The 16,167-nt window shown below is 39.7% G+C and carries 14 protein-coding genes; 11 read left to right on the top strand and 3 right to left on the bottom strand.

What is annotated here, in order from left to right:
* Window positions 1-4: 4 nt before the first annotated feature.
* Window positions 5-1,444 carry an aldehyde dehydrogenase family protein gene (locus P9989_RS17865; RefSeq protein ID WP_283076208.1) on the top strand — a complete coding sequence of 480 codons (1,440 nt, stop codon included), beginning with the start codon at window positions 5-7 and terminating at the stop codon, window positions 1,442-1,444.
* Between the two features lie 93 nt (window positions 1,445-1,537).
* Here the strand turns inward: P9989_RS17865 and P9989_RS17860 are convergent, their stop codons facing one another.
* Window positions 1,538-3,238: a ribulokinase gene (locus P9989_RS17860; RefSeq protein ID WP_283076207.1), complete on the bottom strand. Its 1,701-nt coding sequence runs from the start codon at window positions 3,236-3,238 to the stop codon at window positions 1,538-1,540.
* 197 nt (window positions 3,239-3,435) lie between these two features.
* Here P9989_RS17860 and P9989_RS17855 point away from each other — a divergent pair, with 197 nt between their 5' ends.
* Window positions 3,436-4,530, top strand: a complete 1,095-nt coding sequence (locus P9989_RS17855; RefSeq protein WP_283076206.1) for an alcohol dehydrogenase catalytic domain-containing protein — start codon at window positions 3,436-3,438, stop codon at window positions 4,528-4,530.
* Window positions 4,531-4,798: 268 nt separating this feature from the next.
* Window positions 4,799-5,560, top strand: a complete 762-nt coding sequence (locus tag P9989_RS17850) for a DeoR/GlpR family DNA-binding transcription regulator (RefSeq protein WP_283076205.1) — start codon at window positions 4,799-4,801, stop codon at window positions 5,558-5,560.
* 124 nt (window positions 5,561-5,684) lie between these two features.
* On the opposite strand, the gene P9989_RS17845 is transcribed toward P9989_RS17850, so the two are convergent.
* Together P9989_RS17845 and P9989_RS17840 are read right to left on the bottom strand one after the other, a co-directional pair.
* Entirely contained in the window at window positions 5,685-6,452 is a 768-nt protein-coding gene (locus P9989_RS17845; RefSeq protein WP_283076204.1) for an SDR family oxidoreductase, read from the bottom strand.
* A 72-nt stretch (window positions 6,453-6,524) separates the two neighbouring features.
* Window positions 6,525-7,313, bottom strand: coding sequence for a DeoR/GlpR family DNA-binding transcription regulator (locus tag P9989_RS17840; RefSeq protein ID WP_283076203.1), 789 nt, complete (start codon window positions 7,311-7,313; stop codon window positions 6,525-6,527).
* 259 nt (window positions 7,314-7,572) lie between these two features.
* On the opposite strand from P9989_RS17840, the gene P9989_RS17835 reads away from it, so the two are divergent.
* The 8 genes from P9989_RS17835 (at window position 7,573) to tkt (ending at window position 16,163) form a co-directional block, all read left to right on the top strand.
* Window positions 7,573-8,682 (top strand): MDR/zinc-dependent alcohol dehydrogenase-like family protein, encoded by a 1,110-nt coding sequence (locus P9989_RS17835; RefSeq protein ID WP_283076202.1) that lies wholly within the window; start codon window positions 7,573-7,575, stop codon window positions 8,680-8,682.
* 28 nt (window positions 8,683-8,710) lie between these two features.
* Window positions 8,711-9,991, top strand: coding sequence for an MFS transporter (locus P9989_RS17830; protein ID WP_283076201.1), 1,281 nt, complete (start codon window positions 8,711-8,713; stop codon window positions 9,989-9,991).
* A gap of 112 nt (window positions 9,992-10,103) precedes the next feature.
* On the top strand, window positions 10,104-11,108 hold the full coding sequence (locus tag P9989_RS17825) for a dihydroxyacetone kinase subunit DhaK (RefSeq protein ID WP_283076200.1): 1,005 nt from the start codon (window positions 10,104-10,106) through the stop codon (window positions 11,106-11,108).
* 19 nt (window positions 11,109-11,127) lie between these two features.
* Entirely contained in the window at window positions 11,128-11,784 is a 657-nt protein-coding gene (gene dhaL / locus P9989_RS17820; RefSeq protein ID WP_283076199.1) for a dihydroxyacetone kinase subunit DhaL, read from the top strand.
* Between the two features lie 218 nt (window positions 11,785-12,002).
* Complete coding sequence (gene rpiB, locus P9989_RS17815; protein WP_283076198.1) at window positions 12,003-12,491, top strand: ribose 5-phosphate isomerase B; 489 nt, start codon at window positions 12,003-12,005, stop codon at window positions 12,489-12,491.
* Between the two features lie 22 nt (window positions 12,492-12,513).
* Window positions 12,514-13,467 (top strand): class II fructose-bisphosphatase, encoded by a 954-nt coding sequence (gene glpX / locus P9989_RS17810; protein WP_283076197.1) that lies wholly within the window; start codon window positions 12,514-12,516, stop codon window positions 13,465-13,467.
* Window positions 13,468-13,483: 16 nt separating this feature from the next.
* A complete protein-coding gene (gene fsa / locus P9989_RS17805) occupies window positions 13,484-14,140 on the top strand; it encodes a fructose-6-phosphate aldolase (protein ID WP_283076196.1) in 657 nt (218 codons plus the stop codon).
* A gap of 13 nt (window positions 14,141-14,153) precedes the next feature.
* Window positions 14,154-16,163, top strand: a complete 2,010-nt coding sequence (tkt, locus tag P9989_RS17800; protein ID WP_283076195.1) for a transketolase — start codon at window positions 14,154-14,156, stop codon at window positions 16,161-16,163.
* The last annotated feature ends 4 nt before the right edge of the window (window positions 16,164-16,167 follow it).

Genomic DNA, 16,167 nt, shown 5'->3' with positions numbered 1-16,167 from the left:
GAGTATGACAACAGAGGTAACAGGTCAAAAGATGTTAATTGCCGGTGAATGGAAAGAGAAGGATGAGACCATTGAAGTTCGTGATCCAGGGGATAACAGCCTGATTGATACCGTCCCGGCTGCTTCAGCGAACGATATGAACGAAGCGATTGAGTGGGCGAAACAGGAAATCGACCAAAAGAGAAGGCTGCCTGTTCATCAACGCATTGAAATCTTAAACCGAGCAGCGGATAACGTCAACGAACGAAAGGAAACGTTTGCTACCATTATTGCGCGAGAAGGAAGCAAGACGATCAATGAAGCGCGAGATGAAGTAGACCGAACGATTCAAATTCTAAGAATCAGTGCCGAAGAAGCTCGAAGGATTCAGGGCGAAACGATTTCCTTCGACCAGGTGCCAGGAAGTGAGAATCGAGTTGGCTACTATACCTATTTTCCAGTTGGCATCGTGGGCGCCATTACGGCCTTTAATGACCCGTTAAATCTAGTAGCTCATAAGGTTGGCCCGGCGCTTGCCTCTGGAAACGCTGTGGTCGTCAAGCCGACAAGTGTCACCCCTTTGAGTGCCCTTTATTTAGGGGAAGCACTGCTCGATGCAGGACTGCCATCTGCGCTGCTCTCGGTTGTGACGGGAAAAGGAAGTGAACTCGGAGATCCGCTCGTGAAGCATCCTGATATAAGAATGGTTTCGTTTACCGGCGGACTTGAAACCGGAGAACAAATTACCCAGAAATCTGGCGTTAAAAAGCTGCGAATGGAACTAGGGTCAAACTCACCCGTCATTGTGCTGAACGATGCTGATCTTGAAAGTGCCGTTGAAAAAACTGTGAGCGGTAGCTTTTCAGCTGCAGGTCAAAACTGTATCGGGGTCCAGCGTGTTTTTATTGAAAAAGATGTCGTGGACACTTTTACTGAGCAGTTCGTTCATGAAACAAAGCAGCTGACAATGGGTGACAAACTTTCAGAAGACACGGACATGGGACCTATGATTAGCGAAGACGAAGCAAAACGCATTGAACAGTGGGTAAATGAAGCAGTCGAAGAAGGTGCGGAAATCCTTTGCGGAGGCGAGCGCCAGGGCGCCTATTATACGCCGACTGTTCTTACCAACGTTCCTAAACACTCCAAGATTGCGTGTGAAGAAGCATTTGCTCCCGTCGTCTCCCTCTTTTCTGTAGAAGATTTGGAAGAGGCCATTAAGCAGGCAAATGATGTTAACTTTGGTCTGCAAGCAGGTATTTTCACCCCTAATATCGATAAAGCACACGAAGCTATTGAGAAATTAGAGGTCGGCGGTGTGATCGTCAATGACAGTAGTGACTACCGCATCGATGCGATGCCGTTCGGCGGTGTCAAAGGTTCAGGGATAGGACGTGAAGGTGTTCGGTTTGCGATTGAATCGATGACGGAGAAGAAAGTGGCTTGCTTTAATTTGGCCAGGTAAAGAACAAAGGGGTTATAACTTAATAGAAAATTTATGACCCAGAATCCCAACCATACAAGTTTCTAGGTAAGTCTTGTATGGTTGGGATTTCTTTTAAGGAAGTGTTGTTTCAGTTTCTCTTTCGTTTTGGTAACTCTGTGTCTTAAGGCTTTTTAAACGTTTCATAACGTTGTTAACGCCTCTACCAAAGTAATCTGATAAAGTACGATATTCATTGTACAATTCTTTATAGATTTGAACATTTTCCGGAATAGGATTGTAAACCTTTTCGTTCAGTTGGTTCATATGTTTCATAGCTTTTTCTAAAGAATCATAGCCGTATTGGCTTTCACCAGCTGCTACTGTGCCTAAAATGGCCGCCCCTACTGCAGATACATATGGATTTGATGCGATGCGAACAGGACAATTCGTTACATCAGCATAAATTTGTACAAATCGTTTATTTCTAGCTGGCAGCCCTCCACTCGCATAGATGGTATCCGTAGGGATTCCTCCTTCTTGATAAGCTTCCATGATCACTTTAGCTCCAAAGGCTGTAGCTTCCATTAAAGCTAAAAATATTTCTTCCGGTTTAGTATTTAATGTTTGACCAATCATCATCCCAGTGAGGTTAGGATCATTTAAGACAGAACGATTTCCGTTATGCCAATCTAAAGCTAAAAGCCCTGTTTCCCCGGGTTTTATGTTTTGGGATAGTATTTCTAGATAAGAGAAAACATCGAGGTTTTCTCTTTTTGCTTCATATTCAATGTAAGCAGGAACCTGATTCTTTTTAAACCACGCAAAAATATCCCCTACGGCAGATTGACCAGCTTCATAGGCATACAATCCAGGTATAATTCCATCTTCTACCATTCCAGAGATGCCGGGAACAGCTTGTTTTTTATCACTAAGTGTAATGTGACATGTGGAAGTTCCCATTACCATCACCATAGTTTTTGCTTCAGACGCTCCCATCCCAAGAACAGCAGAATGGGCATCAATAATTGAAGTAGCGACTGAAGTTTCTGATGAAAGCCCCCAACTATGAGCATATGAATTATGAAGTAAGCCAGCTCTTGTTCCCACTTGGTGGATTTCCCCTCGTAATTTCGTATGCTCTAGCTGTCCAATTACTGGACTAATTTTTTCAAAGAAATCAGTTGGATACCCACGAGTCTTATCCCAAAATGATTTAAAACCTGCAGCACAATTACTTCGGACTAGCTTACCTGTAAGTACGGAAATTATCCAGTCACCCGCTTCTATAAAATATTCTGCTGCTTCATAGCAAGCCGGTGCCCGCTCAGCAAGTTCTACACATTTTGGTATCATCCACTCCACGGAAATTGAACCTCCATAATATGATAAAAACTTTTGACGAGTACCTGTGGCCAAAGCATTTAGAATATCTGTTTCACGTGATGGACCGTGGTGTTTCCATAACTTAGCATAAGCGTGAGGCTCATCTTCCCATTCTTTTTTAAAACATAAAGGTGTCAAGTTTTCATCTGTTGGGATCATAGTGGAAGATGTAAAGTCTACTCCCATTCCGATAATTTGTTCTCCGATCACATCAGCTTTTGACATAGCAACTGGAATAGATTTATTTAGAACGTTTAAATAGTCCTGGGGATGCTGAAGGGAATAATCGGGTGGAAGAGACATGCGGGCTTCAGGCAGATTCTCATTAATAACCCCATGTTCATATGAAGTTACATCACTGCCAACGATTTCCCCAGTCTCTACGTTAACAATAACAACTCTCCCAGAGTCAGTTCCAAAATCAATGCCAATTGAAAAGTGTTCATTCATTTTCTTTCCCCCTCTGAAGACAGCGCTTTCAGTAAATATTTAATTTTATGATAAATTAAATATTTTATTAAATCAAGCAAAAATGAACATTAATATTAATTAAATAAACAATTGACAAGCGTTTTATTTTTATTTATGCTCATTTACAAGCAAAAATAAACTTTTTGGAAATTTACGAAGGAGGAAATATTTCGCTTATGTCAATAAAGACGGTAGAGGATGTAAAATCAAAAACCTACAGCTTAACTGCCCCCTGGATATTCAAGGAAGAAGAATTATCCAGAGAAGTTTCTGAAGGAGATGTAGTTGTAAAGCCTGTACTTGCAAGTGTTTGCCATGCTGATTTACGTTATTTCACTGGAAAGCGCAGGAAGGAAGCATTGCAGAAGAAATTACCTATGGCACTTTTTCATGAAGGTGTTGGAGTGATTGTTAAGAGTAATCATCCAGATCGTAAAGTTGGTGAGCGAGTGGTAATTGTTCCGAATATTCCAGAGTACCTAGTGGAAGGAACAACTAAAGAAGAATGTTGTAGTTCCTGCAAGAGAGGTTTAGCGGATAATTACTGTGAGCAAGGAGTTTTTATGGGGAGTGGATACGATGGAATTGGTCAAGAACATGTTGTCATACCTAGCGAGTGTGCTGTATTAATACCAGAGGAAGTTCCAGAAGAAATTGCTGTTTTAGCGGAGCTTAGTACGGTTTCTTTACATGCTATTGAGAGAACGGCTGCGTCACTCGACGATTCTCAGGTAGCTGTATTTGGCGATGGGCCTGTGGGCTATCTTACGGCAGTGATGCTTCACTATGTATTCCATGTGCCTAAAGATCGACTTCGTGTCTTTGGAGCAGTTAGAGAAAAATTAGAGCAATTTACGTTTGCTGAAACACATCTTGTCCAGGAATATGACTTTAAGTCGGCAGAGCCCGTTCATCTAGCTATTGAATGTGCGGGAGGACCATTTTCGGAAAGTGCTTCCAACCAAGCAATCGATCTTTTAGCACGTGGAGGGGATCTTGTATTAATGGGTGTTACCGAAGAACGTGTACCAATAAACACCCGAGATCTATTAGAGAAAGGTCTTTCCCTTCACGGGAGTAGTCGTTCGAGTGTGCCAGACTATCAACGTGTGATAGAAGCAATGAGGCAAAGAGATTGCCGGGAAGCATTTAAGAAACTCTTACCCAATAATCATGTAATAGTTAAAGGTGTGAATGACTTAAATGAAGTTATGAAACAGACAGCAGAACATAAAGCGTGGAAAAAAACAATTATATCATTTGAGTGGTAGAAAGGTAGGGGTACGCCCTCTACCTATCATGAAAGAGCTAAACTAGATGTATTGAAATAGAGGTGAAATTTTACTTAACATAGAATGTGATTTCACTATTCAACCAACTCCTGAATTCATCATTGTATACGGGGACAATTGACAGACGTTATTTTGTTCTCAAGTTCTTGGAGGAAGCCAATAGGAACTGGGAGTATATAGGTACACTTAAAAATATAATGAATTTCAACTACAATAGAAAAAGATTAATGATGAGGAGTTGGCTATTATGATTGCTGTAGAAAGAAAGCAAAGAATCATTGAATATGTTAAACAGCACTACCTTGCATCAGTTGCACAACTAGCAAAAGAATTTGACGTTCACGAAGCTACCATTCGGCGTGATTTGTCAGAAATCGAGAAAGAAGGGACTTTACGTCGAACTCATGGGGGAGTTGTACTAGCGCAAGACATTAGTTCCGAACCAAACTTTTCGGAAAGAGTTATGGAAAATACCAATGAAAAAGAAAGAATCGGGGCTTTAGCTGCATCTTTAATTGAAGAAGGGGACACAATCATCCTAGACTCAGGCACAACTACGTTGCAAATTGTAAAGCATATACTGAATTTTAATCAGTTAACCATTATAACAAATGATATAAATATTGCTGTGGAACTAAGAAATGCTTCACATTTAAAAGTATTTGTAACAGGAGGGGTGCTAACTCCGGGAAGTTTTATGCTAAATGGTATGCATACAAATGAAATGCTTCGTACAGTACAAGTTAATAAGGCATTTATTGGAACACCTGCTATAAATGCCAGGTCAGGATTAATGCATTTTGACGATCAACTTGTTCCAGCAAAAAAAGAAATGATTCGAGTAGCTCGAGAAATTATAGTTGTTGCCGACCATACAAAGCTTGGTCGAGTCTCTTTGCATAATGTAAGTTCGATTAATGATGTACATCATTTAGTTACGGATGTTGGAGCTAGTAAAGAGGAGATTGATTTATTTAAACAAGAAAATGTACAAATCTTTCAGGCTTAAGGTGTAAATGGAGATATGGAGTAGTGGTATCCCGTGGTGATATATAGTAATTGGAAGAAGTGCAATGTTTGGTATGTCTGAAACATCGCACTCCTTGTAGTAAATTATAGAGCTTAACCTAGTGTTATTTAATCGTGTTGCCACCATCCATGACAATATTTTCGCCAGTAATCATGTTCGTAGCATCACTTGCTAAAAACAAGGCAATAGCTGCCACTTCTTCTGGGTAACCAAAGCGCCCTAGTGGAATTTCTCTCTTTGCTTTTTCTCCTTTTTCTCCGGCCCAAGCTTTTTTACCCAGTTCGGTTAAAACGACGGTTGGAGAAATAGCGTTTACATTAATATTATATTGCGCCCATTCATAGGCAAGGCTTTTTGTGATACTCAAAATCCCAGCCTTGCTCGCTGAGTAAGCAATATGGTTATCCAGCGCAATGAGAGCAGCTTGTGAGGCTAAGTTTATGATGGAGCCGCCTTTTCCTTCTTTAATCATTACTTTTCCGACCTTTTGGGACATTTTAAAGGAAGCTGTTAAGTTAAGGTCAATTGTCGTTTGCCACTCATTATCTGAAAGGTTTTCGGCGTCATCTAAAAAGACTACCCCTGCACAGTTAACTAAAATGTCAATTTTTCCGAATTGATTTTTAACCTCTCCGATCGCATGGTCCATACTCTTATTATCTGTTATGTCACAAGTAATTCCTAGTGCTTTGTCGCCACCTAATTCTTTCGCGACTTGACTTACGTCCTTATTAATATCAAAAAGAGCGACTTTTGCCCCTTTGTCTATATATAATGAAGCAATCGCTTTGCCTATTCCACTAGCACCACCAGTAATAATCGCTACCTTATCCGTGATATTAAAGTTTTTATCAAATCCATTAAAATCCATGATAAGCCTCCTATTTATATATTTCATTTAAACGCTTACAAAATAATTCATTACTCCACAAAAAAGCATTCTTTATTTTTGTGAAGTTAAAGAGGGTGCTAGTACATCAATCTGATTTTCTGACAGTTGTTTAGACGATTGATCATCCAACGGCTTATCCGTGACTAACATATCAATTTCATTAGGTGTTGCAAAAACTGCACTTGAAGTCGTTCCTATTTTTGAGGAATCTACGATTGCTACTAGTTTATTAGATCGCTTAACGAGTTGTTTCTTCAACTCAACTTCATACAAATTAAAGTCTGTCAGTCCTTTATCTACTGAAAAACCATTTCCTGAGGTAAACATCATATCAATATTTACATGGTCTAAAATATCTAATCCTAAAGTCCCCTCGATAGATGAAGAGCGGTTGGTTACAACTCCACCGATCATGATGACGGTTAGATCTGGGTTCTCTTTTAATTCTAATGCAGTTAATACTCCACTAGTTACAACAGTAAGTCGCATAGGTTGGGTTTTTAAGTACCGGGCCAATTCTAACGCAGTAGAACTTGCATCTAACAAGATACATTGTTTTTCTTCAATTAATTCAAAGGCCCTGTCAGCAATGACCGTTTTTTGTTCCTTATTTTTCTTTTCACGGGCGGTAAAACTAGTTTCATTATCTGACTCTTCTTTTAGCGTAGCCCCTCCATGAGTTCTAGTTAGGAGACCATCTGTTTCCATTTTATTGAGATCTGCACGAAGAGTTGCTTCAGATACTCCTATATGAGAAGACAGTTCTTTAACAGTAACCCGTTTTTTTTCATTTAAAAGTTGCATAATTTTGTTTCTTCTTTCGCTTACAAACATTTTCATTACATTTCATCCTCTTGGTCTATTGTAGTTTTATGTTATTTGATTTTTAATGATTTATCAACAGTTTTACCAATTTCATTATCGATATACGAATCATCGGCCTTTAAAAAACCAATAAATGAAAATATTCGAAAATTAATTTGACAAAACAAAAATTAATGATAAGATTGATTCAACTATTGAAACCGATTACAAAAGTATTATTTGAGTATCGGTTGCATGATTTTCTATAACTATTTAATAGAGGGAGAGAGACGAGATGAATGAGACAGTGACAGGTAAGCAAGAAGTGATTAAAGAGATTCCGGAAACAATGAAGGCGATTGTTGCATACGGTCCGAAGGATTATCGTTATGAGGAGGTAGAAACCCCGAAATTAGAAAATGAAGAAGAAATTATTGTAAAGGTAGAAGCTTGTGGCATTTGTGCCGGTGATATTAAGGCATATGATGGGGCGCCGAGTTTCTGGGGAGATGAACAACAGCCGTCCTATATTAAGGCTCCAATGATTCCTGGGCATGAATTTGTTGCTAGAGTAGTTCGAAAAGGGGAAGCCGTTAAAGATTTTGAAATAGGAGACCGAGTTATTTCTGAACAGATCGTTCCATGCTGGGAATGCCGATTCTGTAATAGAGGTCAATATTGGATGTGTGAAAAACATGATTTATATGGGTTTCAAAATAATGTGAACGGCGGGATGGCTGAATATATGAAATTTACGAAAGAAGCCATTAATTACAAGGTTCCAGAAGACTTACCGATTGAAAAAGCGATTTTAATAGAGCCATATGCTTGTAGTCTTCATGCTGTTCAAAGAGCTCAGGTTCAATTAGGAGATGTAGTCGTGTTGTCTGGGGCTGGAACGCTTGGACTAGGAATGGTTGGAGCGCTTAAAAAATCAGGGGCTGAAAAATTAGTGGTCCTTGACTTAAAAGAAGACCGCTTGGAACTGGCTAAGCAATTTGGTGCAGACATTGTTTTAAACCCAAGTGAAGTTGATGTAGTTCAAGAAATAAAAGATATGACAGAAGGATACGGATGTGATGTGTACATTGAAGCTACCGGGCATCCAAAATCAGTAGAGCAAGGGCTTCATATGATTAGAAAGTTAGGCCGGTTTGTAGAGTTTTCTGTGTTTGGTGAACCTGTATCAGTTGACTGGAGCATTATTAGCGACAGGAAAGAACTAGATTTACTAGGTTCTCATTTAGGGCCTTACTGCTACCCGTTAGTTATCGATGGGATTGCGAATGGGGATTTCCCTACAGAAAATGTCGTTACACACCAGCTAGACTTAAAGGACTTTGAAGAAGGTTTTGAATTGATGAAGAAGGGTGAAAAATCTCTGAAAATAATTTTGCAGCCGTAAACTTTGAATAAAGATGGGGAGGGATTGCGTGGAAAATTTAGCCCATAAAGATACGTTTCTGGACAGAATTGGTTTACCATCTCATTTAATTTGGGGATACATTGGAGTTTTAATTTTTATGATGGGAGATGGTTTGGAGCTTGCTTGGATTAGCCCTTACTTAGTTGAGGAAGGTCTATCTGTGCAGCAAGCAGCCTTTCTTACAACTGCCTACGGTGTAACTATTGCTATCGGTGCTTGGTTTTCAGGTGTATTGGTAGAAGCGATAGGACCTAGAAGAACAATGCTATTGGGAGTATTCATGTATGTCTTAGGACACAGTCTGTTTGTCGGGCTTGCTATACCAGCATTTGATTACTCCTTAATGATTCCGACTTATGCCATTAGAGGTTTTGGTTATCCGTTATTTGCCTATGCTTTTCTAGTTTGGATTACTTATCGAACTCCTCAACATCAACTTGGTAAGGCAGTTGGATGGTTCTGGTTTGTATTTACTGGAGGTTTAAGTGTATTAGGTGCTTATTATTCTAGTTGGTCGATTCAAATGTTTGGGCATATTCCTACACTATGGAGCGCGTTGATCTGGGTATTTATTGGCGCATTCTTAGCCATTGTGGTGAATCGTGATAAATTTGAACTCGAAAAGAAATCAGATCATTCATCAAAACTAAAAGAATTGCTCAATGGTGTTATGATCGTGAAAAGGGAACCTAAAGTTGGAATAGCCGGTATTGTACGAATTGTTAACCAAGCAGCACAATATGCGTTCCCTCTCTTTCTGCCTATTTATTTAGCTAGCCAAGGTGTTAGTACAACGGTGTGGTTAAATATTTGGGGGACCATTTTCATCTCCAATATTGCTTTTAACCTTATTTTCGGTTTCGTAGGAGATAAATTTGGTTGGAGGAATACAGTAACTTGGTTTGGTGCAGTTGGTTGCGGAGTTTTCACTATCATGTTGTTTTATATGCCGCAAATATTTACTGGGAGTATCTTTGTCGTTGGCTTAATTGGAATGCTGTGGGGAGCGTGTTTAGCTGGGTTTGTTCCTCTATCCGCTTTAACCCCTTCGCTAGTCGGTGATGGAGACAAGGGAGCTGCGATGTCTATTTTAAATTTAGGAGCAGGGTTATGTGTGTTCGTCGGTCCGGCACTAGTAGCCTTGTTCTATGGTTTGGTAAATACGCAAGGAATGATGTGGATCCTAGGAGGGCTATACTTCGGAGCGGCGATTTTAACAAGGTTCTTAGAGGTACCTACTGCTAATGAAAAAGATTATGTAGAAGAAGATAGTCATTCTGTTGTCTAATGTTAAGCCCTCCCTATAGAGGAGGGCTGTCCATTTATTTAATCAACTGATTTGTTAAAAAAATATAAGGTTTAGGCTTTGAATATATTTTATTTAATAGGGGTGTCTAGCGATGAAAAAACTTGTTAATAATCCGGTTAACGTCGTAGAGGAAATGGTTGAGGGATATGTTCGTGCCCATCCCGACTACATAAAGCAACTACAAAGTAACGACCGTGCATTAGTAAATGCTCGTGAAACAAAAGAAAATAAAGTTGGAATATTAATCGGAGGCGGGTCCGGTCATGAGCCGGGATTTCTAGGATATGTTGGCGAAGGGATGGCCGATGGTGTCGCAGTAGGAAATATTTTTGCTTCCCCATCACCAGATCCGATCTTAGAAGTAACGAAGGCAATTGATAAAGGAGCGGGTGTCGTTTATTTATATGGTAACTATGCTGGAGACGTAATGAACTTTGGGATGGCAGCTGAAATGGCAGATTTGGAAGAGGACATTAAAGTAGGTATGGCCCTAGCAACTGATGATGTTGCTTCTGCTCCAAAAGAAGAAAAAGATAAACGCCGAGGCATTGCGGGTGAATTTTTTATCTATAAAGCTGCGGGAGCGGCTGCTGACTTTGGGTACGATTTAGAAGAAGTAGTCCGGATTGCGAAGAAAGCTAATCAAAATACTAGGTCAATGGGAGTGGGAACGAGCCCTTGCTACCTTCCTCAAACGGGGGAACCAAGCTTTGAAATTGGTGATAATGAAATGGAAATTGGATTAGGCCATCATGGAGAACCTGGTATAGAAAAAGGTCCATTGGAAACGGCGGATAAAATAGCTGATCGACTTGTAAATGACATCCTAGCAGATATTGAGATTACAAAAGGCGAGGAAGTAGCTGTGTTAGTTAATGGACTAGGCTCTACTCCAAAAATGGATTTATATATTGTTTATCGGAGAGTCGAACAAATTTTAAGTGAACGTGGAATTAAGATTTACCGCTCATACGTTGGAGATTATATTACTTCTTTAGAAATGGGAGGGTGCTCCGTTACTCTTATGAAGTTAGACAAAGAGCTGACGGACACGATTGACCACCCTGTAAATTGTCCTATGTTTGTACAAAAATAAATGAAAGGTAGTGTTCAACGTGGAACTTACATCTAGTGGATTAAAAGATTTCTTTAAAGAAGTTGTAGAAATGATTGAAAAAGAGAAGGACTACCTTTGTGAATTAGATCGTAAATTAGGAGATGGAGATCACGGAGTAACTATGTCTATTGGGTGGCAAGCGGTTAATAACAAATTAAATAACGAGCTTGCAGATATAGAAGACTGTGGAAAGGTAAGTATAACGGTAGGAAAGACATTTCTAAATGCAGTGGGTTCTTCTGTAGGTCCTTTATATGCTACGGGTTTTATGAGGGGGGCTAAAATAGCAAAAAATAAAACGGTATTAAATGAACGTGACTTAACAGAGTATTGGGTAGCTTTTGCAAAAGGAGTAAAAGAAAGAGGACAAGCAGAAGTTGGAGATAAAACAATGGTGGATACGCTTGAACCATTTGCGAACACACTTGAGGTTAGTATTAATAACTCCCAGGAATTCGAGGCGGCATTTTCAGACGCTGTGAAAGCTGCAGAAAAAGGAATGAATTCAACAAAGGATATTATATCAAAAAAAGGTCGTTCCAGCCGTTTGGGTGATCGGTCGATTGGTGTTCAAGATCCAGGAGCAACATCCGCTTATTTCATTTTATCTAAGTTTTTGCATTTTATTAAAAGCAATTCTGCTAAAACAGTGTGACTTTAGGAGATAAATGGAGAGTAATTGAAAATAGAATATAGGAGAATCAGGGCTACACAGATAGCTTCTGATTCTTTTTTTATCGTTTTTTCACATTTATTATTAATTACGAAACAATAAACGAAAATAAATGAAAAATAAAATTAATTATCGTTGAAAAACAATAATATTTGATTTAAAATGAAAACAGATAAAACTTAACGAAAGAAGGGGAAGTCATGAAATTAGGTATTGGCAGTGATCATAATGGCTTTGAATTTAAGGAAGGAATTAAAAAGTTTGTTGAGGAGACAACAGAACACGAGGTGATTGATTATGGTTGTCATTCTTGCTCAGCAGTAGACTATCCAGATGTTGCCTTTGAAGTATCTAAAGATATCCATGACGGTGAGTTAGATCGGGCAATTCTTATATGTGGAACAGGGATTGGAGTATCGATTGCAGCTAATAAATATCCAGGCATCCGGGCGGCGTTAGCACATGATACGTATTCTGCTGAAAGGGCGCAGTTAAGTAACAATGCACAAATTATTACAATGGGTGCTCAAATTATCGGTGTAGAGGTAGGGAAAAAAGTAGTAGGTGCTTACTTGAATTCTGAATGGTCGGAAGGCTCCAAAAGAAAAGTAGACAAAATCAATGAGAAAGAAAAGGAATTTAAAAAAGAGGATGTTCCTGAACCTGTTTCTGGAAACCAATGCGGTTAGACACCTTGAGGAGGGAACTTTCATGAAGCCACTTATGTTAGATTTTTTGAAAGTCACAGAATCGGCTGCTATGGCTGCGATACCTTGGATAGGTAGTGGAGATAAAATAAAAGCTGATGGAGCTGCTACACATGCAATGCGAGAAAAATTAAATAAGATAAACATGGATGGAAGAATTGTTATTGGAGAAGGGGAAATAGATGAGGCACCGATGCTATTTATTGGTGAGAAACTAGGGACGGGTGATCCCCCAGAAGTAGATATTGCTGTAGATCCTATTGAGGGAACAACTCCAACAGTAAATGGACAAAGTAATGCCATGACAGTCATTGCAGCTGCACCAAAAGGAACACTTCTCCATGCACCTGATATGTATATGATGAAGCTAGCTGTAGGACCTTCTGCAAAAGGACAAATAGATATTGATGCTCCTTTATCAGAGAATATAAAAACAGTCGCTAAAGCAAAAGGTAAAGAAATAAACGAATTAAATGTGCTTATACAAGATAGGCCCAGACATCAACAATACGTTAATGAAATAAGAGAAATGGGGGCTAAAGTACATTTGTTTAAAGATGGAGATGTTATTTACGCAACTGCTACTTGTTTAGATCATTTAGATGTTGATATGTTTCTTGGAATCGGTGGGGCACCTGAAGGAGTTTTGGGTGCTGTGGCAATTAAAGGTCTAGGCGGAGAGATGCAGGGGAAATTATTACCAAGGAATAATGGGGAATATGACCGTTGTAAAGAAATGGGCCTTGATCATCCTGAGGCCAAGTTAAATCATAATCAGCTTGTCCGTACAAACAATTGCGTTTTTGTTGCTACAGGTATTACAGAAAATATGTTTTTAAAAGGCATTCAATCTTCCCCAGAGTACTATGTAACCCATTCTATTTTAATTGGGGGAACAGAACGTCAAGTTAGATTAATAGAAAGCAAGCACAGGAAACATGAACGGGTGAACGGTTAATGAGGAGGTTTTACAGATGGAGTTTTTCTTAGATACAGCTAATATGGACGAGATTAATAGAATTAAAAAAATAGGATTGGTTAATGGAATTACTACGAACCCAACTATTATTTCCAAGGAAAACAGGGATTTTAAAGAAATTATTATTGAAATTTGTGATGCGATTAAAGGTCCAGTTAGCGCGGAAGTCATTGGACTTTCAGTGGAAGAAATGATCAATGAAGCAAGAGATATCGCGCAATGGGCTCCAAACATCGTAGTGAAAATCCCTATGACAGAGGCCGGGTTGGAAGCAGTAAGTATTTTGGCAAAAGAAGGGATTAAAACTAATGTAACGCTAATCTTCTCAGTAGCCCAGGGGTTAATGGCTGCAAAAGCAGGGGCTACTTATATCAGCCCGTTTATTGGAAGGATCGATGATATGGGAGAAGATGGCATAGAGCTGATTAGGAATTTAAAACAAACCTTGAGTAACTACGATTATCATACAAAAATCATTACGGCAAGTATTAGAACTATTAATCATTTAGAAAAAGCAGCTGTTGCTGGAGCGGATATTGCTACCATTCCAGGTTCTATTTTTCCAAAATTATGGAGCCATCCCCTAACTGATAAAGGTATTAAGCAATTCTCAGAAGACTGGGGTAATGTTCCAAACACAGTAAAATCTTAAAGGAGTGAATATAGTGGCAGTTACCGAAACATCAATTGAACAGCTATCGATTAATACGATCCGTACTTTGTCTATTGATGCCATCGAACAAGCGGAATCTGGTCACCCTGGGTTACCAATGGGAGCAGCACCGATGGCCTATACGTTGTGGGCTGAATTTATGCAGCATAATCCGAAAAATTCAAGTTGGTTTAACCGCGATCGTTTTGTGTTATCAGCAGGGCATGGATCCATGCTGCTCTACGGACTATTACATTTATCAGGGTATGACGTAACCATTGATGATTTGAAAAGTTTCCGCCAGTGGGGATCTAAAACTCCGGGGCATCCAGAAGTACATCATACAGATGGAGTTGAGGCAACAACAGGGCCACTAGGGCAAGGAGTAGCAATATCTGTAGGGATGGCGATGGCTGAAGCACATCTCGCAGCCACATATAACCGCGGTATTTCAGTCATTAACCATTATACCTATGCCTTGATTAGTGATGGTGACGTCATGGAAGGAATATCACATGAGGCAGCTTCTCTGGCAGGCCACCTTGGCCTAGGAAAATTAATAATGCTTTATGATTCTAATGATATTTCTTTGGATGGTGATCTAGATCGTTCGTTTTCAGATAATACGGAAAAACGTTTCGAAGCATACGGGTGGCAAGTTATACGTGTTGAGGATGGAAATGACCTTGACGAAATTCGTAAGGCGATTAAGAAAGCCAAAACCAATACAGATCAGCCCACTTTAATTGAAGTTAAAACTGTGATCGGTTATGGTTCACCAAATAAATCTGCATCAGCTGCATCACATGGTGCTCCGCTTGGTCAAGATGAAGTGAAATTGACCAAAGAATATTATAATTGGACACATGAGCATTTTCATGTTCCCGATGAAGTTTACGATGATTTTTATCAAAAAATCGTGGATGAAGGTACTAAAGCGGAGGAAGACTGGAACCAAAACTTTGGAAAGTATAAAGCAAATTATCCGGGACTTGCAACTGAGCTCGAACTTGCCATAAAAGGTGACCTTCCTAAGAACTGGGATGAAAAGCTTCCAGTTTATGAGCAAGAGGATCCTGAAAAGGCAACTCGCGCTTCATCGGGAGAAGTCTTAAATGAAATTTCGAAAGCTGTTCCGTATTTTTTTGGGGGCAGTGCAGATCTCGCGGGGTCTAACAAAACGACGCTTAAAGGACAAAATGATTTTTCACGTCAAAACTATGCGGGTCGGAATATATGGTTCGGAGTGCGGGAATTTGCCATGGCTGCTGCAGTAAATGGAATGGCACTGCATGGCGGGATAAAGCCATATGCTGGGACCTTCTTCGTATTCAGTGATTATTTACGTCCGGCTATTCGCCTTTCTTCAATTATGAAAACTCCAGTCACCTATGTATTCACTCATGATTCCATTGCAGTAGGGGAAGACGGCCCGACGCACGAACCAATTGAACAACTAGCCTCATTAAGAGCAATGCCAGGTCTTTCATTATTCCGTCCAGCTGATGGTAATGAAGTGAGGGAAGCATGGAAGTCTGCAATGGAAACGAGCGAAAAACCTACAGCACTTGTTTTGTCAAGGCAAGGCTTACCTACTATCCAAGGCTCCATAAAACATGCTCGTGAAGGTGTTAAAAAAGGAGCCTATATTATAAGTAAAGCTGAAAGTGAAGTGCCTGATGTACTGCTTCTTGCTACGGGGTCAGAGGTACAACTTGCCGTTAAAGCACAGGAAGCGCTGAGAGAAAAAGGTATAGATGCATCTGTTGTGAGTATGCCTTCGTGGGACCGATTCAATGAACAAGATCAAGAATATAAAAATCAGGTCATTCCACCAGAAATTAAAAATCGAGTGGCCATTGAAATGGCATCATCATTTGGGTGGGACCGATATACTGGTGAACACGGTAAAGTAATTGGAATTGACAGGTTTGGTGCCTCTGGTAATGGTGAAAAAATTATGAAGGAATATGGGTTTACGGTTGAAAATGTTGTGAAAGAGGTAGAAGAATTAGTGAGGTAAATCC

Origin of the sequence: Halobacillus naozhouensis, from assembly GCF_029714185.1 — a bacterium.
GTDB lineage: Bacteria > Bacillota > Bacilli > Bacillales > Halobacillaceae > Halobacillus_A > Halobacillus_A naozhouensis.
This window is presented reverse-complemented; position numbering and strand designations above follow the sequence as displayed.

What these genes read in the sequence shown, in the direction of transcription:
- glpX (WP_283076197.1), top strand. Translation starts at nt 12,514, where the DNA reads ATGAAGCCACTTATGTTAGATTTTTTGAAAGTCACAGAATCGGCTGCT.
- P9989_RS17840 (WP_283076203.1), bottom strand. Translation starts at nt 7,313, where the DNA reads ATGAAAATGTTTGTAAGCGAAAGAAGAAACAAAATTATGCAACTTTTA.
- fsa (WP_283076196.1), top strand. Translation starts at nt 13,484, where the DNA reads ATGGAGTTTTTCTTAGATACAGCTAATATGGACGAGATTAATAGAATT.
- P9989_RS17855 (WP_283076206.1), top strand. Translation starts at nt 3,436, where the DNA reads ATGTCAATAAAGACGGTAGAGGATGTAAAATCAAAAACCTACAGCTTA.
- P9989_RS17835 (WP_283076202.1), top strand. Translation starts at nt 7,573, where the DNA reads ATGAATGAGACAGTGACAGGTAAGCAAGAAGTGATTAAAGAGATTCCG.
- P9989_RS17865 (WP_283076208.1), top strand. Translation starts at nt 5, where the DNA reads ATGACAACAGAGGTAACAGGTCAAAAGATGTTAATTGCCGGTGAATGG.
- P9989_RS17860 (WP_283076207.1), bottom strand. Translation starts at nt 3,238, where the DNA reads ATGAATGAACACTTTTCAATTGGCATTGATTTTGGAACTGACTCTGGG.
- P9989_RS17825 (WP_283076200.1), top strand. Translation starts at nt 10,104, where the DNA reads ATGAAAAAACTTGTTAATAATCCGGTTAACGTCGTAGAGGAAATGGTT.
- P9989_RS17845 (WP_283076204.1), bottom strand. Translation starts at nt 6,452, where the DNA reads ATGGATTTTAATGGATTTGATAAAAACTTTAATATCACGGATAAGGTA.
- rpiB (WP_283076198.1), top strand. Translation starts at nt 12,003, where the DNA reads ATGAAATTAGGTATTGGCAGTGATCATAATGGCTTTGAATTTAAGGAA.
- P9989_RS17850 (WP_283076205.1), top strand. Translation starts at nt 4,799, where the DNA reads ATGATTGCTGTAGAAAGAAAGCAAAGAATCATTGAATATGTTAAACAG.